The 21,443-nt window shown below is 56.1% G+C and carries 16 protein-coding genes; 5 read left to right on the plus strand and 11 right to left on the minus strand.

All coding sequences use genetic code 11. The features are described 5' to 3' along the window. The 4 genes from RW023_RS05360 to RW023_RS05375 all read right to left on the minus strand — a co-directional run bounded on the left by RW023_RS05360 (position 1) and on the right by RW023_RS05375 (position 4,511). On the minus strand, positions 1-972 hold the full coding sequence (locus tag RW023_RS05360; RefSeq protein WP_315580230.1) for a 4-(cytidine 5'-diphospho)-2-C-methyl-D-erythritol kinase: 972 nt from the start codon (positions 970-972) through the stop codon (positions 1-3). Continuing rightward, positions 965-2,011 carry a 16S rRNA (adenine(1518)-N(6)/adenine(1519)-N(6))-dimethyltransferase RsmA gene (gene rsmA / locus RW023_RS05365; RefSeq protein WP_315580231.1) on the minus strand — a complete coding sequence of 349 codons (1,047 nt, stop codon included), beginning with the start codon at positions 2,009-2,011 and terminating at the stop codon, positions 965-967. Before rsmA ends, RW023_RS05360 begins: the two co-directional genes overlap by 8 nt. Positions 2,012-2,028: 17 nt before the next feature. After that, positions 2,029-3,258 carry a ubiquitin-like domain-containing protein gene (locus tag RW023_RS05370; RefSeq protein ID WP_399499405.1) on the minus strand — a complete coding sequence of 410 codons (1,230 nt, stop codon included), beginning with the start codon at positions 3,256-3,258 and terminating at the stop codon, positions 2,029-2,031. A gap of 128 nt (positions 3,259-3,386) precedes the next feature. Then, complete coding sequence (locus tag RW023_RS05375) at positions 3,387-4,511, minus strand: transglycosylase family protein (protein WP_315580233.1); 1,125 nt, start codon at positions 4,509-4,511, stop codon at positions 3,387-3,389. A 347-nt stretch (positions 4,512-4,858) separates the two neighbouring features. Between RW023_RS05375 and RW023_RS05380 the strand changes: the two genes are divergently transcribed. Both RW023_RS05380 and RW023_RS05385 read left to right on the plus strand, forming a co-directional pair. After that, positions 4,859-5,593, plus strand: a complete 735-nt coding sequence (locus tag RW023_RS05380; RefSeq protein WP_315580234.1) for a hypothetical protein — start codon at positions 4,859-4,861, stop codon at positions 5,591-5,593. Next, the gene (locus RW023_RS05385) at positions 5,590-7,728 is read left to right on the plus strand and encodes a transglutaminase-like domain-containing protein (RefSeq protein WP_315580235.1); all 2,139 of its coding nucleotides are present in this window, start codon (positions 5,590-5,592) and stop codon (positions 7,726-7,728) included. The genes RW023_RS05380 and RW023_RS05385 overlap by 4 nt, the downstream gene beginning before the upstream one ends. Positions 7,729-7,865: 137 nt before the next feature. On the opposite strand, the gene RW023_RS05390 is transcribed toward RW023_RS05385, so the two are convergent. From RW023_RS05390 to RW023_RS05405, 4 genes are all read right to left on the minus strand, one after another. Continuing rightward, complete coding sequence (locus tag RW023_RS05390; protein WP_315580236.1) at positions 7,866-8,777, minus strand: TatD family hydrolase; 912 nt, start codon at positions 8,775-8,777, stop codon at positions 7,866-7,868. A gap of 9 nt (positions 8,778-8,786) precedes the next feature. Beyond that, entirely contained in the window at positions 8,787-9,371 is a 585-nt protein-coding gene (locus tag RW023_RS05395) for a DJ-1 family glyoxalase III (RefSeq protein ID WP_315580237.1), read from the minus strand. 89 nt (positions 9,372-9,460) lie between these two features. After that, the gene (locus RW023_RS05400) at positions 9,461-12,865 is read right to left on the minus strand and encodes an ABC transporter ATP-binding protein/permease (RefSeq protein WP_315580238.1); all 3,405 of its coding nucleotides are present in this window, start codon (positions 12,863-12,865) and stop codon (positions 9,461-9,463) included. Between the two features lie 101 nt (positions 12,866-12,966). Beyond that, positions 12,967-14,835 carry a sodium:proton antiporter gene (locus RW023_RS05405; RefSeq protein WP_315580239.1) on the minus strand — a complete coding sequence of 623 codons (1,869 nt, stop codon included), beginning with the start codon at positions 14,833-14,835 and terminating at the stop codon, positions 12,967-12,969. Positions 14,836-14,909: 74 nt separating this feature from the next. Between RW023_RS05405 and RW023_RS05410 the strand changes: the two genes are divergently transcribed. From RW023_RS05410 to RW023_RS05420, 3 genes are read left to right on the plus strand one after another with little or no spacing between them, the layout of a single operon-like run. Further along, positions 14,910-15,512, plus strand: coding sequence for a methylated-DNA--[protein]-cysteine S-methyltransferase (locus tag RW023_RS05410; RefSeq protein ID WP_315580240.1), 603 nt, complete (start codon positions 14,910-14,912; stop codon positions 15,510-15,512). Positions 15,513-15,570: 58 nt separating this feature from the next. Beyond that, positions 15,571-16,722: a hypothetical protein gene (locus RW023_RS05415; RefSeq protein WP_315580241.1), complete on the plus strand. Its 1,152-nt coding sequence runs from the start codon at positions 15,571-15,573 to the stop codon at positions 16,720-16,722. Continuing rightward, positions 16,719-18,284, plus strand: a complete 1,566-nt coding sequence (locus tag RW023_RS05420) for a hypothetical protein (RefSeq protein ID WP_315580242.1) — start codon at positions 16,719-16,721, stop codon at positions 18,282-18,284. Before RW023_RS05415 ends, RW023_RS05420 begins: the two co-directional genes overlap by 4 nt. A gap of 26 nt (positions 18,285-18,310) precedes the next feature. On the opposite strand, the gene RW023_RS05425 is transcribed toward RW023_RS05420, so the two are convergent. The 3 genes from RW023_RS05425 to RW023_RS05435 all read right to left on the minus strand — a co-directional run bounded on the left by RW023_RS05425 (position 18,311) and on the right by RW023_RS05435 (position 21,441). Next, positions 18,311-19,645, minus strand: coding sequence for a hypothetical protein (locus tag RW023_RS05425; protein WP_315580243.1), 1,335 nt, complete (start codon positions 19,643-19,645; stop codon positions 18,311-18,313). A 2-nt stretch (positions 19,646-19,647) separates the two neighbouring features. Beyond that, complete coding sequence (locus RW023_RS05430) at positions 19,648-20,403, minus strand: nitroreductase (protein ID WP_315580244.1); 756 nt, start codon at positions 20,401-20,403, stop codon at positions 19,648-19,650. A 66-nt stretch (positions 20,404-20,469) separates the two neighbouring features. Beyond that, positions 20,470-21,441, minus strand: coding sequence for an aminotransferase class I/II-fold pyridoxal phosphate-dependent enzyme (locus RW023_RS05435; RefSeq protein WP_315580245.1), 972 nt, complete (start codon positions 21,439-21,441; stop codon positions 20,470-20,472). Positions 21,442-21,443 lie beyond the last annotated feature (2 nt).

Here is a 21,443-nt window from a genome sequence, read left to right on the forward strand (position 1 = left end):
TTAGCTCTCCTCTTCTTCTACGATTGCTCCCACTGCGGGGCCGGAGGTCGGTAGGACTGCGCTGACTTCACTGCTTGTCTCAAGAGCTTCAGCGAGTTCACCGGCATGTTCCCTATCACGAGCGAGGACAGCAATGGTCGGTCCCGACCCCGAAAGGATTGCTGCGCAGGCACCCGCGTCCTTCGCATCGCGAATCGTTGTTTCAAGTTCGGGGTATAAGTGAAGAGCCGGGGCAGTCAGGTCATTGCACAGCACTGAAGCAAGTGTGTCGGCATCTGCGCAAAGCGCTCGCTTCTCGGCCTCGCTCAACTGTGCTGGAACGCCGCCTTCTCTCAGCTGGTCAAGGGTTCGAAAAACCTCGGGGGTCGACAGGCCGTGGTGCGCACGCGCCATCACCCAGTAATGACACGGCCACAACGATTGATCCGGATCAAGCAAGGAGGTCAAGCGGTCCCCTCTCCCCTGCCCCAGAGTCATTCCGCCCATGATGCAGGCCGGTACATCTGCGCCCAAAGTTCGGCCGATCTGGCAGAGCTGTTCAAGCGTCAATCCCAATCCCCACAGCTCATTGCAAGCAACCAGAGCAGCGGCGGCATCAGCGGAGCCCCCGGCCATTCCTCCGGCTATCGGGATGCGTTTATCAACGTGAATACTCACCCCGGCAGCGGTTTGAGCCCAAGGACCGGCTGCAGCCAGTTTCTGAAGCGCACGTGCTGCGCGATACGCCAAATGGGTGGTGGGATCAAGATCTGCCATCGAAGCTGTTGCAGCCTCATCTACCGAGCCATCGACACCGTACGCCACCGTTTCAATGTGGATACCGGGGGACTTTGAAGTACGTACGGTCACGCTTTCACGAACATTCAGGCATTCAAAGACAGTCACCAGTTCGTGATATCCATCAGCATCCGGGGCACCCGCGCGAAGGATGATATTGACCTTCCCGGGTGCCGATGCACGTACCTCACGCACAGGGTTGCTCCACCCCGCCCTGCTCGCTGTCCTGCGTTGCTTGTCTCAAGTCTTCAGCAGCGCGACGCTCTTTCGCGTAACGATCCTGCTCGGGAAGAGGAATCTTGCCCTCAGCACGCATGTCAAGCAAAACTGAACCGAGACGCACGTAATCGTCAATCCCCAGCTTTTCGCCTCGGATTGAGGAATCTACGCCAGCGCGATCGCACAGCTCCTGCGCGGCCTCGGCGCTGCCTGCCCAGTTCTTCAAAGCGGCGCGCAGGGTCTTTCGGCGCTGAGAAAATGCCGTATCGCAGACCTCGAAAGTGGCAAGACGCAAGGAGACATCCCCGCGCGGGGTCTTCGAGCGCTGCAGCTCCACAAGCGCTGAATCTACGTTGGGAACGGGCCAGAATACCGAGCGCCCAATAGTTCCCGCGCGAGTCGCGGTACCGTACCACGCGGCCTTGACCGAAGGAACTCCGTAGGTACGCGAACCCGGCTGAGCAGCCAGGCGATCGGCAACCTCGGCCTGAACCATTACTAATGCCGACTCCAAGGAGGGGAAGGACTCCAACATGGAGAGCAGCAAGGGAACCGCAACATTGTAGGGAAGATTCGCCACCAGGTGCGTTGGTGCGGGCCACTCATCCTCAAAGTCTTCGAGGCCATTGATCTGAACGGCATCGCGATTGATAACGTGGAGGCGCTGCCCAGCCTCGGGCATCCGCTGCGCAACGGTCACCGGAAGCGCACGGGCAAGCACCGGATCGATCTCAATGGCGCGTACCTGTGCCCCCGCTTCAAGAAGTCCAAGGGTCAGCGAACCCAGCCCGGGACCTACCTCAATGACTTGTGTTCCCTCACCAATTCCCGCGTCGCGCACGATGCGCCGAACAGTACCGGCATCGTGAACAAAGTTTTGTCCGAGCGTCTTGGTTGGGCGCACCCCCAGTGCCTGGCAAATCGCATGCACTTCAATAGGGCCAAGTAGCCCGCTCTCGCTGGGCTGGGCGTCACTGGGCACATTCGGCGTGGAATATCGACGGGGAGAAGTCACGCTCCCATCCTAAAGGATCAGTACCATCCGACGGAGTTTGAATGCCCCAGCGCGGAGCAGGGCGTCCCATAGCGTCCGGCGATGTACTCCAAGCCCCACTTGATCTGCGTGACCGGGTTGGTTTGCCAATCCGAACCCGCCGAAGCCATCTTGCTTCCCGGCAGCGCCTGCGGAATGCCGTAGGCACCGGAAGAGGAATTCTTCGCGTAGGGGTTCCAGCTGGACTCACGGTTCCACAGTGCAACCAAGCATTGGAATTCGGAGTCTCCCCATCCTCGAGCGCTCACCAAGGGCTTAGCCAAAGAACGAGGATCCTCACCCGAATAGGTCAAGGGGATATCGGCCGCGACCATCGCCTGGGCAACTTCAGTTGAGTTTCCACCCGCTGCAGTAATCTCCGAGGCCGTCGAGAGCGTCCCGAGCTTCGCGCGGTAACGGATTGATTTCGTTCCGTCAGCTTCGATCTTTTCTTCCAGCGTTGCCTTCGGGTCCAGACCGGCTTCAATCAGCGCCTTGGGAGTGACTTCCTTGGTTCCAACCGAGCGAATCTGCGCGGTAGGTTCGCGAATCACCTTTGAATTGAGTGGTGCTGCATATGCTTCCCCACCGTCGACGTTTTCACTCCAGGTCAGTTCTTCAGATTCACCCTCAACGCCCTTCGTGGTGACTTGTTCTTCACCAACGAAAAGCTGGTCGGAATCTTGACGGTGCTCCTCGAAAGGAATCGACACCTTTCGCGGCGCAAGCGCGCGCGAGACCCTGTGAATATCAATGGTCAGGCCGTCAGTATTCTTCACCTCAACACGGTCCAGGGGTCCCAGATTGATTTTTTCTTTATCCAAGATGGCCCGGGTGTCCATGCCTTCACGCGCGGTGACCTGACGCGAGCTTCCGTCGACGTTAATGGTGACGGTGCGCGTCTGGGTGACCAGAGGAGTCAGGCTGGAACGCGAATAGGAACGGTCGACGGCAAGAACGGCTTTTGTCGAATCCGCCCCCAGGCCTGAGAGCACACCTTCAGCTGAGGGCGCGGTCGACCACAGGGTTGTTCGATCTCCGTTAATGGTCAGAGTATAGGGCTTCGCCGTTCGCACGACGATGGTCTGTCCGTTTTCAACGTATTGCGAGGCTGCGGGCTGAACTTGGTCGTGCTCACCGAGCTCGATATCCGCTTGGCTCAGGACCCCTGAAACGGTGTGCGACCACGTTGAAACCGGGTAGACGATGCCATCAACTTCAAGGTTGATGGTTGAATGCGCACGGGCAATGCCCACTCCCGCAACCATAAACATGGCCAGGCTGGCTGCGCCTGCACCTGCTAGGACGCGACGTTTCGTCGGTGCCCATGAAGCGGTGCGGCCGTGGCGTGCTGCGTTCACAGAAGTCCTAGTGCTCGGGCGCACGCGGGCCACTGGCCCCATCCGGAACGGGCCTGAAGCGCCTGTGCGCGCTGGGTTTGTTCTTCTGCCGAGGCCTCGGAGGGCAGTCCGGTACCGCCCATTGCGCGCCAAGTGGAAGCAGAGAATTGGTAGAGACCATAGTAGCCGTTACCGGTATTCGCTGTGGGGTTACCACCCGATTCACAGCGGGCCAGAGCTGCCCAGACTCCATCTCCGCTCACCGTTGCCGATGATGACGAGGCCGAGGACCCTGAGTTCGAGGAAGAGCTTGCTGAAGTGGTTTCCTTGGTGCCGACCTTGACAATTTGCTTGACCGGTTCGGTACGGTTTTCTCCCAGCAACTGGCTCACGACCTCTTGGCCATCTCGACGCTCCACGTAGAAGCTGCGCTTGATGGAGCCGTCGGAGCCTTCCTGAACAACGCGCTTGGTTCCCTTGGCCAGGCTGGAGTCTTCTTGCTCCTCTACTTCCTTGGGCAGAGTTTCTTCGCGTTCTTCCGTGCCACGTTGAACTCGGGTGACCTTGAGGAATACACCTTGGTCATCACTTGAGAAGGTCACGCGGTCAAGGGGTGAAACCTCAACCCCTGCCTGCTGGAGCAGATCCGAGGCATGGGTGCCTTCGCGCGCGTCAACGGTGTGGGTTTGCCCATCAGCAATGACGCGGATATTCCCCGTTGCTGTAAGTGCAGGAAGGGTTGCGCGAGAGGTCGAGCGGTCAGCAGCGATCACCGCGCCGGTGGTGCCGACCTGGCTCATGAGGTTGTTGATATCCGTAGCGGTGGACCACGTGGGAGTTGAAACACCGTTGACATCGACCAAGTAGCGTTGCGCGCGACGCACGACGACGGTCTGACCATTCGTCACACCTTCTTGAAGGGAGGGCGCAACCAGATCATGGGGAGAAACTTCCACACCCGCAGTTGACAGAACGTCAGAGACCTTGCCCATAAATCCCGATACGGGGATGGAGACACCATCGACTTCCAGGGTGACATCTCTAAATGACGTGGCTACCGATGTCCCGGCGATACCGGTGACGGCAAATGCTGCAACTGCAGCGCTAGCAATGACTGCCTTGCGCGAGGGGTGGAAATTCACGTAACTCCAGACTTCGTAGGATTCGCCCTGGCAGCTTCATAGAAGCGCAACTCGCATGCGAGCCTGCGGCGAACTAACAGTTCACACGCTACAGGGTCCCGAATAGACCAAGCGAGCGATAGTGATGGGGACCATAAACATTTACATCATTAACCACATTCGTCACACGAGTAACAAAAAACCAGCTTCACGACATGAGAGATTGATTGCTCAAATTGGCGTTTACTCAGTGACGAACATTAGGATAAGGGCAGATTTCAACCGCTTCGATGAAGGGACCGTGAATGATGATGTCACGTCACCGCGGGATTTGGGCGTTTGCTACATGTGTGCTCTTGGGAGTATCCATGGCAGCTTGTGGGTCCGGATCCACAACGGGCGACGGCTCAGAGCCGAGCTTCGAGAAGACCGTCTTCTTTAGTACCGCACCGAATGACAAACTGCGTGACCTCAGCTCCGTCTCCCCTCAGCCCGAAGGCAAGGAAACTTTCAGCGCAGACGACTCAAAGCTTTTTCTTGGCAGCTACTCACTGAATTTTGATGGCACATCAGAATTAGTCAGTGCCCGCACTGACCGCGGTTTTTTCCACTTCACTCTTTTAGGCGCATCAAAACTTCCTCAAACGACCACTGATGGAAAGTCAATCATCAAGATCGACTACAAGTTTGAGAACTTGGTAACTGGCGCAAAGGAATCGCCCGATAACGCGCTGCGCTGGGTTTTCTACGCAAGCACATCACCGCTTCCTGGAACTGATGAGGCGAAGGCACTCCTAGCTGGTTCAGGCGATCGCAATGATGTCCCGATTTTTAAGCTTTCCGATGTGGATGCGCAGCTGTTGAAGGCCCCCGATACCAGCCAATTCACCTCCGATGACCAGCAGGTGAAGGACGCTCAGGAACCCCAGGGATACAGCGGTTACCAGGCTGAGGATAAGCAGAAGACCTACTCATCCCTTTTCGTCGCACAGGGCGATCCGAATTCGACCAAGTTCTCCTTAGCGATGTGTACAAACGGTAAGGGACTCACCCCGGACATCTACTGCCAGACCGTCCAACCTCTGGAGGCAACGATCAAATGACCTTCTCACGCTTTTTCGCACGCGCCATTGCGGCCTTGAGCATTGTTACTCTTGCCTCCTTTGCACTCCCATCCGCAGCTCGCGCTGACGATTCCGTCAATCAACTCAAGAAGAATGACCCCACCGCATTCGAATGGCTCGAAGGCGTGCAGGAAGTCAATCAGGGCGACCAACTCGTCATCCCCACCAAGGTCAAGCTCGCCGATTTCGAAAAGCGAAAGACGGATGAAGCCGATAGTAAAAGTTCGAGGTTCGCGACCCCATTCGCGGTCTATTCCGACGCGGCACTGGATGTGGATCTAGAGTTTGAGCTCAGCACGTACGGAGCTTATGAAGGTATTTCAATCTCACCTTCGTGGATCACTCTGCAGTCGCAGTCACACGCAAGCCCTCTTGCAGACATCACTGGCTCTTCAGGCTGGGGCTTGCTCCCCATGTACTACCTTGTTCAATACAACGACTTGCAAACCGGCAAGCTTCTTGAACACCCGATTGTTCGCCGCATTCGCGTCAGCGACAAGGGGTTCCTTCCCCGCCCGCAAAACATCTCAGTGGACGAGGAGGACAACGGTACTTTCAGCGTGTCATGGGATCCGGTCGAAGGCGCTGACTCCTACTACGTCGTCTTTCTCAATTCCACCGATACGGATGGAACAACTAAGCTCCGCCCAAGGCTTGTTGCATCGACAAATCAGACCTCATGGAATTCTGATCAACGAGCTGATGATGAACCCCCACGAGATCGGACTCTGAACACCGCACTGGAAGCATTCCTGACCGTCCAGGAAGATTCCAAAGGCAGCTCACACGAGGGCTGGATCACAGACGAGGAACTCGACCGTATCCTCAACGGCAAGGCAACCCAAGTTTCGGTCATCGCGAAGAAGAACGCGAAGATCTCGAAAATGTCCGATTTTATCGATATCGGAAATACCCTTGGAAATACACCTATTAAAATTGCTTCCAACGCACAGCGCCAGCTCGGTCTGGATCGCTGGGAATTCGATAATTTAAGTGAGCTTCCCGCTCAAATCCCCGTGACGATGGCCGATGGGCACACTCGTATGCAGACTTTGATTGTCGATCCCGAAAAGAGCTGGGTTACGAGCTCAAACCCGAAGACGGTCAACGATCCTCAAGCAAAACTCCACGTCGTCTACCACATCGGAAATACTCGCTTTACCAGCTCCTACAGTGTCAATAACTTCGATCCATCAACCTACACCGAGGATCTCCAGAAGCTGAAGAAGGATCAGGAAGAGGCACATACCGGTTACTTTTCGCCCAACCTGAGCTACACCAAGGAAGCCCAGAAGAAGGAATCAAACGACAATGTGGCGCGAACCTTCCCAGATACTCCCGTGCAGGTGCTGGGGACAACGCCGCTGTCAAAATACATCGCTGCGAACTTGATGATGGGATACACAAATATCGACCTTTCACAGTTCCCAGAAGCAGAATCTAACTCACGAATTAGCGATGCATTGGTAGAGGCAAAAGATCAAAACGGTCTGGTTCCCTTCATTATTGGCGCCAAATACTCGCCAACAGACAAGATTCTTCATGTCACTTTGGGAACTGAGGGAGCAACCGATCAGCATCTTGCACCCAAGGATTATTCGGGCCAGATCAATAGCAAGGCCGACCAAGTGGTCGCAGAGATCATCAAGCCCGGAATGGATGAGGAAACCAAGGTCCGAACCATTAACTCCTGGATCATTAACCATGCGACCTACAACTATGAGGGCATGGAAGGAGGCCACAAGGTCTGGGAACAGACGGGTACTCTGACGCCTGAATACACTCCTGACCACGATTCGGGCGGTATTTTCTTCAAGGGAACAACCGTCTGCGAAGGCTACGCAAACGTCTTCCAGCTCCTGGCGACGAAGTCGGGTCTCAATTCGGTTGTTGTGACCGGTGTTGTCACTCTAAGAAATGGTTCTAAATCTGGACACGCATGGAACCAGGTGAAAGTTAACGGGACCTGGAAGACCGTTGACGTCACGTGGAATGACGGTGGCGATTCCGGCGACCCCGCGGTTGAGACAAAGTACCTGATGATCCCGAATAACGATCCGCTTCTGACCAGGAACCGCGTGTGGAAGGATCCTGCACTGAAGAAGATCCTCTAAGGAGATTCGGCCCATACATGAGTGGTGGGGCCTCCCGGCAGGGAGGCCCCACCACTGTGTTTCAGCCTCAAGTCAAGTGCTCACGACCGACACGCGAGCGTTCACGAGCGCCGCGCTATCCCACTGAGCCAATGGACCTACCAGTTTCCGTAGACTCGCTCAGTATTCTCCGTCAGGCGCTCACACACGAGCTGCTCTGAAATACCCCAGAGCTCAGCCATAAAGCGCACGGTATATGCCATGACATAGGAAGCATTGGGGCAGCCCCTCCACGGAAGTGGGGTCAAGTAGGGAGCATCCGTTTCAACCAACACCAGTTCAGGGGGAAGGAGCGCAAAAGCTCGACGGAGGTCGTCATTAGCCGGATAGCTTATTGGCCCTGCAAAAGACGCATACCATCCATTCTCAGCCAAGATTTCGGCCATCTGCGCGTCCCCAGAAAAACAATGGAAAACAATGCGCTGATCCGAACGCGCGCACTCACGCAGCAGGGCGATGGAGTCCTCATGAGCATCACGGTCATGAATCTGCAGCGGCAAATCGTGGCGAGCAGCCATTTCGATGTGCGCGCGGAAGGACTCCTTCTGGGCCTCGCGACCGGGATCAGCGGTACGGAAATAATCCAAACCGCTCTCCCCCACAGCAACCACCATCGGGTCACTCAAGCGTTCCTCCACGGCGGACAAGGCCTCGTCAAGGGGAACATGGTACTCACGCACTTGGGGAACCAAACCATCGGGGGAAGGATCGGCGCACCCAGCGTGCAGCGCGGCCTCGTTCGGGTGGATCGCGAGGGCAACGCGGACTCCCTCATGCGCCCGGGCAAGCTCGAGCATCGGATCAAAAGCTGGCAGCTCACAGGCGCTGGAAATCATCCTCGTCACGCCTACGTGGCGTGCACGCTCCAGCTGTTCCTCAAGGGGCATCTTGATCCCATCCGCGCGTGGGATTTCTCCTTCATGGACGGGAAGATGCGTGTGGTTATCAATGATCGGCAGCGCCAAGGGATTGGGAGGATCCGGCCAAGGGCGAGGCTTACGCTTACCCATTCCGCCTCCTCAGTGCTGCCACACGACGGACTCGCGGACCTGCTGCGCTGCCTCGTCGCCCAGAAGCTGGCGGACCAGCTCAAAACCGAGTTCTAAAGCAGTACCCGCTCCCCTGCTGGTCACAATGTTCCCGTCAACGACAACGCACTCAGACTGAGCCTGCGCACCTCCCGCGCTCAAGGCATCCATGAAGCCAGGATTTGCAGTGGCGCGCTTGCCCTGAAGAACTCCCAGTTCGGCCAGGATCGAAGGGGCAGCACAGATCGCAGCAGTTATTTCTCCAGTCGAGGCACGACGCGTCAATTCCGCGCGCACACGCTCATTTGCCTTCAGCCCAAGCGTTCCGGGCATACCTCCCGGTAGGAAGACAACGGTGTAGGACGCTAAATCCACATCTGCAAGCATGAGGTCGGAAACGAGCTTGACCCCATGCGAGCTGACAACGTGGCGCTCATTTTCAATCGAAATGAGATCCGCGCGGATCCCCGCTCGATACAGGGCATCGACGACCGCAAGGGCTTCGACTTCCTCAAATCCGGTCGCAAGCAGGACAGCGACGCTCTCCGTCGTTGTCAGGGTATTGGGCGTTGGCATTATTCCTCCTCAGGTGCGCATCTCGGTCATCTTCCAGAAGCGCTGCATACCTTCAGGGTAACGCAGGCTTACGCCCGTCGACGTCGCAGCTACTCTGAACGAAGCGCCTCAACAGGATCTTGGCGAGAAGCTCGCGAAGCCGGAATCAAACCAGCAATCACGGTCAAGCCAACCGAAATCGCCACCAATACCAGGGCTGTCAGCGGAGAAAGCTGGGCAATGTTCTTCACCTGGAAACCTTGCTCGGCTATTGCGTTGACCAGGCCACAGATACCGTAGGTCACTGCCACGCCAAAAACACCAGCTATCAGACCCTCGATGAAGGTCTCAGCGTTGAAAACCGCAGAAACATTGCCCTTTGAGGCACCGATCGAGCGGAGAATACCGATTTCTTTCTTGCGTTCAAGAACGGAAATGTAGGTAATGATCGCAATCATGATTGAGGACACGACCAACGAAATCGATACAAAGGCGATGAGCAGCCACGAAATCACATTGACGATCCTCGTCACCGAACTCATGAGTACGCCCATGATATCGGTGTAGGTAATGACCTGATCGGTCTTACCTGCGCTTTCCTTGTCTGCGTTGTACTGGTCTAGGACAGCCTTGACGGAGTCCTTGTCCTTGAAGGACTTCGGGTAGATCGAGATGCTGCTGGGGGACTTCAGGTCAGCCCATCCCAGATCGCGCAGGTTCGTCTCAAGGGTGGGGACGTTCGTTGAGAACATCGTCGCCATCAACGCAGCAAGGGACTTTTCATCAAGATTCGATGAGAAGGCCGACGCCATGGCCTCGGGATCGAAGTGGAAGGCACTGCTCATATTCGTTGCGAATTGGCTCATTGTCGCACTGATCTGCTGGCCAATTGTCTCCGAAAGCTGAGTCATCATCTGAGTCATGGCGTTCGCCATGGTCTCTTGAAGGATCTGACCGATCGCGGCAGAGACCCCGCGCATAAGATTGCCACCAAGCTGGGCGGCAATCTGCGCTGAAATCTGGTGTGCAAGCTCTGTCGATACCTGAGAGGCGACCGACTCAAGCGCCGGGTCATCCCCAAGCGCTGCCTGCAGGTTTGTCATCAGTTTCTGACGGTCAACAACCTGGTCAGAAGAGACAGCAGTGTTGATCTGTTGGATCACTGAGGGCTGTGAGAAGTAGTCAGAAACCAGCGTCGCAAAATCCGTGGAGCCTCCCGCGGCAATCTGGTTCTGTGCGTAGTCCTGGAAGCCCTGAAGGATCTGACTTGCCTGCGAGCTTAGGTATGTTCCGGCGGTATCCTTTACCGCACCATCGGCCAGTGTCTTGCGGATAATCGCAGGGAAATCAACGTTTTGCAGCTGAGGAACACTCTTGCTGAGTTCACCCAGGTTGAGCTTTGACGGATCGATCTGCACAGCCGAACCATCGGCGGGAACAAGCTTCGAAAGATCGATATTCGACAGGTCCATCCCCGACAGATCAAGGTTCGAGAAGTCAAGGCTGGACAGATCCATTCCACTGAAGTCCAGAGAGGACAGATCCATCTGCATGGCGGAAGGATCAATAGAAAACGCCGCAGACAGCTTGTTTTGATCAACAGTGAACAAGCTCGACATATCAAAGCCACTGGACCGATCTTTCGAAGAATCTGCAAGCTCTTGGAAGCTCTTTCCAGTGAAGACATCAGTCTTCGGGTTCGCCCGCTGATCCTTAACGATCTGACTATCCCCGGCCTCGCGAATAATCTGGCGAGTCAGCTCAGGGGTGTAAGCGATGCCCTGGCGCAGCGCTCCCCCATGCGAGGAATTTGGCTTCACAATTGCGCTGATGCGAAGTTCTTGCCCCTCGTCGATCAGCTTCTTCATGAATTCTTTATCCGAGGAGTGATCCGACCAGACCTTGTAGTTGTCGTCCCACGTGTACTTAGCGGCGGCATTGATGCGCTTGTACTTAATCGCCAAAATCTTGTCGTAATCGTACGAGGCAGCTGGGGCGTCGCTTGCTGAAGGCGAAGGACTCGGGGTAGCTGAGTTCTTCTCGCCAATGGTGCCCGAGTAGTACTGACGCATCAGCTCGTCGAATTCCTTGTGGTCTTTCAGACCGAGGACATACTCCATCAGGTTCGACATATTGCCGTCTTCATCAATAACAAGGACGACTTCAGAGGCGGAAGTTGGCCAGTGGCCGGCAAGAACATCGTAGGCGGAGGTATATAAAGAGGATTCCTGCGGCATTTGATAGAAGGCATTGGTAGCCACCATCGAGGACATGGCGCTCCCACGCATGCCCGTTTCCATCTGATTCATCGCTTGATCAGGGCTGACTTGGATGTTGTCCTTCGAAGTATCGGCCTGGAAAATCTGTGGCGTCACATCGTAGTCGTATTCGATGGCGTTGACGAAAGAATTCACATTCCCGCCGTTTCCCTCGAGGAAAGCCTTCAGAGAGGCCAAGTCATTCGTCTTCGCGTCGCGAATATTGTCTGCAAGGGTCCTCAGTTTGGAGACGCCGACTTTCCCATCGCTTGGCTTCTCACTGCTAGCGGCTTCGACTTGTACAGACAGGGCACTGGACATGTCCATCCCGCTCTTTTGAATGGTCAGCGGGTATGCGCCCAGGGTTTCTTCTTCTGTTTGGGCGATGTAGGCATTCGTGCCGTTTGCCAGTGCCAAAATGGCGGCAATACCGATGATTCCAATAGACCCCGCGAAAGAGGTCATCAGGGTACGGCCCTTCTTCGTCATCAGGTTATTGAAGGACAGGGAAAGCGCGGTCAGGAAGCCCATCGAGGTGCGACGTACCGGCTTGGCCTCGCGAATTTCTTCGGTGCCGGGGACGAAGGGACGAGAATCGGCAACAACCTCACCATCCGCGAGCTCGACAATACGCGTTGCGTATTGGTGCGCAAGCTCCGGGTTGTGGGTCACCATGATGACTAGACGGTCTTGAGCGACGTCTCGCAGGAGGTCCATGACCTGAACGCTGGTCTTTGAGTCAAGAGCACCGGTCGGTTCATCGGCCAAGAGGATTTCGGGGTCGTTAATGAGCGCGCGCGCAATGGCAACGCGCTGCATCTGACCGCCAGAAAGCTGCGAGGGCTTCTTCCCCACGTGCTCGGCCAGCCCGACGCGTTCCAGTGCTTCCATCGCGCGCTTTCGGCGTTCGCCTCGGGAAACGCCAGAGAGGGTCAGCGCCAACTCAACGTTGGACAAGATGGTCTGGTGCGGGATCAGGTTGTAGGACTGAAAAACGAAGCCAATGCGGTTGTTGCGGTAGGCGTCCCAATCGCGCGCCTTGTAGTCCTTCGTTGAGATCCCATCGATGACCAGGTCACCGCTTTGGAAATGGTCAAGGCCGCCAACGACGTTGAGCATTGTCGTTTTACCCGAACCCGACTGGCCCAGTACCGCGACGAACTCGCTATCTCGAAAGGCAACCGAAACGTCATTGAGCGCGACTTGACGCAGGTTTGCAGTTTCGTAGATCTTGACGATATTGCGCAGCTCGAGCACTGGGATTCCTTCGACCGTTAATTTCTGACCTTTTTAAGGCTAACAAAATCACCGGTGGCGTGACATCGGGGATTCCCCTGGTTGACGGCTAAAACCCTGGATCAGTGGGAATTCGATTGACCCGAGACCAGAAGAATCTCCTCGTTATCAAGTCGAGCGAGAGCTCCTTCTAGGGCCGCTGAAGAGAAGATCCCCTCGTCGCGAGCCTGAAGAAGAGCGTCACGCTGAGCGTGAATGGCTTCAAGTGCCAATTCGCGAATTTGATCGCGAGTGAAGGAACGTTCAACTTCTTCCCCGCTCATTTCCACTGGAGTGGCCTCGTTTTCTCCATCGGTGTCAGGGAGAGGCACGCTCGAGCTCTCCGAAGAAGGAGAAGATTGCAGATCGACAACGTCGCCCAGGCGTGAGAGCGTTCGCGAAACCCCCGCAGACAAAAGTGTCTGAGCATCAACTTCCTTGATTGCTTGAGCCAGAGCGGTATCCACGAGTGCGGAACTCATAACTTGCCGAAGTTGTTGGCGTTCTTCTTCGCTGATATCAGCAGAGGCCATCTTCGGCTTGATCAAGCGAATCAGCCACGGCAGCGAAAGTCCTTGAATAACCAAGGTGCCAGAAGCGATGAAGAGTGCGATCGTCAGTAGGAACGAGCGCATGGGTGCTGCGGAGGAAATCGTTTGTGCCGCAGCAAGAGTGATGGCTCCGCGCATTCCAGACCAGATAATGACACTGGCTTCACGCGGCCCAAGTGGCTCTTTTTCAAAGTAATCGATGTCGGATCGGCGCACTGCACGTTGCCGCTCGGCGATTTTGAGGCGGCGTCGCCAGCGGGCCATGGTTTTGCTCCACTGTTCTTTACTGAGGTTTCGGCTTGCCAGAACCTCACTGTCCACGGTGCAGGCCTGCGCCATTCGCTGCTCAAAAGCTTCAAGGCGCCCGGCCTGAGCCTCGTAACGCCTCTTACGGTGCTTGCTGCGGTGGTCGAGCCACGTGAGCATGAGGGCAATGAAGAGTGCACGGATCAGCATAATGAGACCGCCTGCAATGACGGCAATCACGGCGGCTCGTACCAATCCACCGCCGTCTCCATCGGCCTCTTCAATGATGCCGAAGGCCTGCAAGCCCATTGCAAGGAAGATCCCGCTTTCCAGAATCAGCGTCATCGTCGCCCAGTTCTGCTGCGAAAAACGCCTATTTTGCGCAGAAATCATGCCTGCACGACGACCGGAAACAACAAGACCAGCAACGACCGCGGCAACCAATCCAGAACCGTTCAGATGCTCGGCGGGGATCGAAGCAAGGAAAGGCATTGCGAAGGAAAAGACCGTATCCGTCGTCGGATCTTTGATGATCGAACGGATCCGAACCCCCGCCTCACCGACGATTAAACCGACAACAATGGCGATACCGAGAGCAACGAGGACGCGCCCCGTGAGCAGTGCGGGATTGAGAGCACCGTTGTCGGAGGCAAGAGCCGCCTTCATCGCCGCAGCAAGAAGGACCAGTGAAGTGGCGTCGTTGAAAAGGCCTTCACCCTCAAGCACCGTAATGATGCGGTGCGAGACGCCACTGCGCTTGGCGATGGTGACGGCGACCGCGTCGGTGGGAGATAAAACAGCTCCCAGCGCTACGCCCCACGCCAGTGAAATCTGCGGAACCATCCAATTGATGAGGAAGCCAATGGCGAATGAGGAGATCAACACTAGCGGAATAGCAAGCATTGCCACGGCTTGTGTTTCTCGGCGGAAATCCATCGTCGGCATACGCACAGCCGCAGAGAACAGCAGTGGCGGAAGCACAATCTCTAAGATGATGTGCGGCGCAATTTCGATCGCACCAACCTGTGGGAGGAAGCCGATCCCCAAGCCAACAGCAAGCAGGATCAGTGGTGATGCGACGCCAACTTTGGGTGCCAGAAACTGTGTGGCAACAATTATGAGCATCCCAAGCAGCGCGATCATCAACGGTTCCATACAGATAGTTTACGGGGGACGCATGCATATGTCTGGGGCGTGCATATTCATCATCACTATGCCAGTCTGAACCTATGCGTATTGCAAGTATCCCGAAGGACTCCACGCTGGCTTTGTGTTCGTTTGCCAGCGAGTTGGGGATCATCACCTGCGCCGCTTCCGGTGGAGCCTTGAGCGCGCTATGGATGAGCGGGCAGCGCTTTTTTGGTTACCCTTTTGGGATTTCCGAGGCCGAGGCCTCTTCCCCCGCTCATCTTTCCTCCGCAGGAGACATGCACATGTGGACCCCAAACGGGAGCACAGTTAGTGACCAGAACACAGTGGTCTTGGAACAGGCCTATCAGTGGACGCACAAATTCCTTGCGGGCATTAACCCTGATCCTGCCGCAATTCCTTTGGCAACCTTTGGAACGGACTTTCAGCTGCGGGTGTGGAATGCGCTTCTCGATATTCCATATGGGGAAACCGTGACCTACGCGGATCTCGCACGAAAGGTCGGCTCACCGCGCGCGTACCAAGCGGTTGGGAGCGCTGTTGGACGCAACCCGCTTTCACTGATCGTTCCCTGCCACCGCGTGGCCTCGGCTTCAGGAGAGGTCCACTACGGAGGCGGGGCTGCACGCAAGCTCTACTTGCTCTCGGTGGAGTCGGGAGAACTTCGCTCCCAAAGACCTTGACGTACGTCAATCTCTACATATAATTAAACGTAAGATTTCACGTATTTTGGAGGGCATAATGGCACTGGAGCCTATCGAACCACAGCCAGGCAGTGACCGAGACCCCGCAAACTTCGTCGGCCGCACTGCGATCACGTCCCAAGCGCGCAAGCGCCTGCAAGTGGGCGCAAATCTTCTCCTCACCGATCCCAGACGCATGGGTAAGACCTTCTGGATGCACACTTTCGCCGCACGAGAGAAGCGTTTTCACTGCTACTTCATCGATTACGAGGGCGTCTTCACAGTAAACGACTTCCTCATCCGCACTGCCGACGCACTCATCAAAGGCGGGAAACTCCCTTCGCGAGCATTTCAGAAACTCAAAACCATCTTCGATAACTGCGATATCGAAATCTCAAGCCCCATCACCATTAAGAGCTACCATCGTCAGACGTCTCCGCACGTCCTACTCACAGATATTTTGAGCACCCTTGACGGGGAAGAAAACGATGTCATTCCGCTTGTCATGATGGACGAGGTCCCCATGGCGGTGAATAACATTGCCGAACGCGAAGGCGCCGGAGCTGCCGAAGAAATCCTCCAAACACTGCGCGCACTTCGCCAAAAAACGACGCGAGTACGATGGATCGTCACAGGGTCCGTCGGTTTCCATCATGTTCTACGCAAAACCAAGATGACGCAGGGAGTCTTGAACGATCTTGAATCCTTACCGCTCGGGCCTCTCCCCCGTGACGAGGCCGACGAGCTTGCACGCCGCTTACTCCTAGGCGTGGGGCAAGAGCTGCGTGATGAGGTTGTCAGTGAGCTTGTCACGGTGAGCGGCGGAATTCCTTTCCTGCTCCATAAGCTCGTTGGAACACTCGCGCAGGGGCACTACACTGCTTTTACCCCCAGCGATGTCCGCGACTGCTTCGAAGATTTCATTGATGACCCTGACGAATTCCGTTGGTTCGAGCACTACCTCACGCGCGTGACGCCACACTACGGCGAGCGCGCACAAGTCGCAGATCAAATCCTGCGTCAGACGATTTCTCAGACGAATGAGTGGATTTCCGTTGATTCACTGACGCAAGACGAGGAATTCTCCGAGGTCCTTGAGGATCTCGTCAAGGACCATTATTTGGAGCGCCGAGGCCGCTCGGTGCGCTGGCGCTATCCTGCGCTGCAATACATTTGGGCGCGTAAGAAAGGAGTGTGGGACCGTCAATGAATAGCCTCCCACTTGCCTGTTTTACTCCTTCGCTCATGCCTGAGGACCTTCTCGAGCGCTTATTTATCGCGCGTGAACCAATTTTGAAGATCATCATGAAGCGCGTTGAGAAGCTTGGGAAAACGCCAAGTCCGAATCACACGCTGCTTGTCGGACCTTACGGAGCGGGTAAAACGCACCTAATCTCCTTGGCGTATCACCGTAGTAAAACACTTGTTGATCGTCAAAAACATACTTCCTTGCGCATCGCGCGCCTGCCCGAAAGTCCGTGGAGGCTCACCTCATACGAGCGTCTTCTTGCCGCGATTCTCAACCAGTTCTCCCCCACCGAGCTAAACCGGACGAATAAGAGCTCACTTGAGGCGCAACTTCGCGGAAGTATCCGCACCGAAGGCCCCATTGCGATCTTCATGGAGAATGCTGATCAGATCTTCGAGACGCTTGGACAGGCGGGGCAACAAAATCTCCGGAACCTCTTACAAACCGAGACAGGCATTCTCATCATAGGAAGCACTACTCGTCTCGATCGCAGCCTCTCCGACAATGCCTCGCCCTTTTTCGGTTTCTTCGACACGATTCGACTCGAACCTTTCACTCCTGGAGAAGCACGCGAAATACTCAGTGCTCTGGCGCGTGAAGCAGACAATCCTCAACTGGCTGAGTACTTATCCTCCCCTGATGCGATGGCTAAAATCCACGCGATCACTCACCTCACGGGTGGTTCACCGCGAGTGTGGGCGATACTTGGGTGCGCTCTGAACGCCGCTGACTTTGACGACCTCAGCACCCTGCTCCTCACTCGGATTGACGCATTCACCCCGCATTACCAGGAACAACTGGCTCATCTCTCCCCTCTGCAACGCCTCGTCATAGCAGAACTCGTAGCAGCAAATCACCCATTACCTGTAAAAGATCTAGCTGAGCACGTAGGTTCAGAACAGCGCAGCGTCGCGAAGGCCGTGAGCGATCTCAGCGAACGAGCGTGGATCAAACCTGTTTCAACTATTTTCACGGATCTTCTTGATCAACGTCGGAGCTACTACGATCTGGTAGATCCTCTTGCCCGCCTTGTGCTCCAACTCAAGGAATCAGACACGCTAGCACTACCTTCTATCGTGAATTTCCTTCAGACATGGTTTAGCACCGAGAAATCTACCAATTCTTCCTCGTTTGATTTGCTTGGAAAGGTTGAGGATGCGCTTGCGGCGGTTGAGTCAGGCGACGCGGAGCCGGTGATGGCACTGCCCAGCACTGTGCGCGAGACGATTGAAAACAAGGCGCGTGATGTGGAGGGGCTTTCCTCGGTACGCTTGGATCTCCTCGAGATAAGCGCGAAAGGGGCAGATACTGTTCCCCCCAAAGACACTGCCGAATGGCTCGCCCGCGCAGAACGTCTTGACCACGAGTTGCAGTCCCCTCAAAGCCGGCTTGCCCTGGTACGTTGGCTTGCCGCCTCGCATCGCTTTGACGAGGCTGAGGCTGCCTTGGGAACGATTACTTCCGCAAAGGAAGCCCAGGAAGGCGCGCGGGTACTAAGCGACGCTCACCAAGCCCACGACTAGCGCGCCAAGGCAAGCCCGAGCCGAAACTACTTTCCGTCGGTAGAGTCCGGCAAGGCCTCGGCAATCTGCTCGGCGACCAGCTCCTCGTCAACGGGGAGCTGCGTGCGCGCATAGGCGGCGGCGTCATCTTGCGTGGCGACGATCTGCTCGGCAATTGAATCGGCATCGCGGCGCAATGCTGCGCCATCAACGACAGAGGCTTGCGCAAGACGCTGCGCTTCGGCGCGATCATCATCGGTGTAGTCAAGCTCGTCTGCATGCTTACGTACCTGCACGCGGATCAGCTTGCGGCGCAAGTTCTCTTCGCGGATCACCGAAGCGCGGCGGTGCAGCCACCCGATCGCAAGAACCAGCAGAAGAGCGATGCCCAGGTAGCCGATGATGGGATACATCCCGCCGACCAGTTTCTTGAAGCCCAGTAGGGAGTTTGCATAACCTGTAACGGTCACTCCTATCAGAATGACTCGCATGCGAGTGTCTGATCCTCCCGCGAACCTGCGCGCGGTCGAGTAGAACAGTGAAAAGACCGTGTTGTAGATCAGCGCAAAAATGATGAGCGTATATAGAAGCGCGAAGGCCGGGTGAATGCCGCGGGCGATCTCCAAAGTTGGCACTGCCACGTCCCAGATGCGATCCATATTCAAGAAAAGCGTCACCGCGTCGGCGGCAATAACAAGGGCGATCAGCGCACCGCCCAGGCGCCCGGCCTTACGTGCGACATCAATGCGCAGGACGGAGCCGCCCAGAACGAAAGCCATCGCAATACCGTTGACCACGCAGAGTGCAAAGTAATTGATTGTTGAGAGCCACAAGTTCGGCAGTGCGGGAGTAACGTTCTGGGCTGCAGCATTGAGTTCTGCAACTCCCGGATGGTGGCGCAGCAGCGAGTAGATTGTCAAGATACTGATGGCAATAATGATCATCGGTGTAAAGACACCGATGACTTTCATAATGCGATCAAAATCAAGGAAAGCCGTCACAACAACCAAAACCGCACAGATCGCGCTTCCCGCCCAGGCCGGGATCCCAAACTGCTGCTCTAGGTTCGCTCCCGCACCAGAGAGCATGACAACGCCCATCGCAAAGCCCGAAAAAACCAGAACAACGTCGATAATGCGACGAACCAGAGGCGGGGCGATGCGCTCAAAAACTTCGTCGTGGTGGCCCGATCGGTAGTACGAGCCCAGCTGCAGGGCCACAACACCAAAGACGATGTTGAGGACACCGAGGACGGCAATTCCGATTAAGCCCTTCGCTCCGAAAGAAAGGAAGTATTGGAGAAGGTCTTGACCGCTGGCAAGGCCGGCGCCGATGACGACACCAACGTAAGCGAATGCGACAGAGAGGTACTGTTTGGGCACTCTTACTTTCCTTCTTGCTTTCCCTCGAGTAGTTGAATCGGCGGGCGAGGTGCGTTCACCTGGTTGATCGGGGCCTCGCTGTCTGCGTAGCCCAAGCAGAAACCGGTGATGAGTTTGTAGTGCTGGGGAATTTCAAATTCCTGCTCGACCGGACCGCGCCAAGCCGAAAGTACACCGATTGCACACGAGTCGACTCCGTGGGCCTTGGCGGAAAGGAACAGGGTTTGGAGCATGAGACCGGCGTCCATCGCGCTCCACGGGAGCATATTTTCATGGACGAAAACGAAGCCCATGACGGGAGCATTGAAAGCAGAAACGTTGCGGCGGTTCGCATTGTCGCGTCCCTCGTAGTCGCGGCGCTCGACGCCGTATGCACCGTAAACCAGTTTCGCCACCTCGACCTGAGGGGCTCGAAGTTCCTTCGGGTAGGGCTTCCAGACGGGGAAATCACCATCGGGCAGCTCACGCTTGAGGGCGGTTTTAATCGTTGCAAAGCGCTTGTGGTGCTGGATGTCCAGGGTCTGGTCGAAACGACGCACATATTCGTCGCGCAGGCGATCCGCACGCTCCCCCGTTGCCAATGCGACACAGAAAGCTCGGGTATTAGACCAGCTGGGGGCCGTCGTTGCGTCCTTGAGGATCGCGTCCAGGACATCCTGCGGAATCTGCTGATCCGTGTATGCGCGGGTCGAGCGGCGCGAGGCCGCCAAGGCAGAGAAATCAGCAGAGCTGAAATGAGCATCAGCGTGAGTAGTCATCGGATTTTTGATACCTCCACTGCCCCACACTCAGGGGCATGTCATTTCTCAGTATTTCGATACTGTTCAGGCAAGGGCCTCTTCGAATGCCTTCACATCTTCTTCAGGGGTTCCCCACGACGTACAGAAACGCGCGAGCAAGCGACCATCGGGCAGTGTCTCCCAAATGCCGTATTGCACCTTGCGCGAGAGGCGCTCGTGTCCTGCCTGATCGAGGGCAACGAAGGTCAAGTTCGTTGGGGAATCCATGGTGACGACGTAGCCCGCGCGGATCAGAGCTTCGCGGATTCGCCGCGTTGATTCAACTCCCGGCTGGCCAATCGTCGAATACAGGTCGTCCTCAAACAGGGCCTCGAACTGGACACCCAAAAGCCGGCCTTTAGCGAGCAAAGCTCCATGCTGCTTCATCTGCGTGACGAATTGGCGGATCGAGCCACCTTCAGGAATCACCACGGCCTCGCCAAAAAGTGTGCCGCACTTGGTACCGCCGATGTAGAAAACATCGGAGAGCCGCGCCAAATCAGCCATTGAGACATCATTTGCCGGCGAGGTCAGGGCATAGGCCAAACGCGCACCATCAACGAAAAGCTTGAGGCCGTGCTCGCGACATGCAGCGGAGAGTTCTTCCAGTTCTTTGAGCGAATACAGCGTTCCGTATTCGGTGGGCTGCGAGATATAGACCAATGCGGGGGCGATCATGTGGTCGCGCGCGCCATCACCTTCCCACGCTGAATAAATGCGCTTCACATCGGCCGCATTGATTTTTCCGTCTTTCGCGGGGATATCAAGGATCTTGTGACCACCGCGTTCAACGATGCCGGCCTCGTGCATGTTGATGTGTCCGGTGTGGGGAGCAATCACTCCCTGCCAGGGCAGCAAAATCGCGTCGATGATCGTGGCATTTGTTTGCGTTCCGCCGACTAGGAAGTGAACGTCCGCTTTGGGTGCGTCGCAAGCCTTTCGAATCAGGTCGCGCGCGCGCTCGCAGTGCTCGTCGGTACCGTAGCCACTCGATTGCTCCATATTGGTGGCGACCAAGG

Source organism: uncultured Actinomyces sp., assembly GCF_963542285.1.
In the GTDB taxonomy this organism is placed as follows: Bacteria; Actinomycetota; Actinomycetes; order Actinomycetales; family Actinomycetaceae; genus Pauljensenia.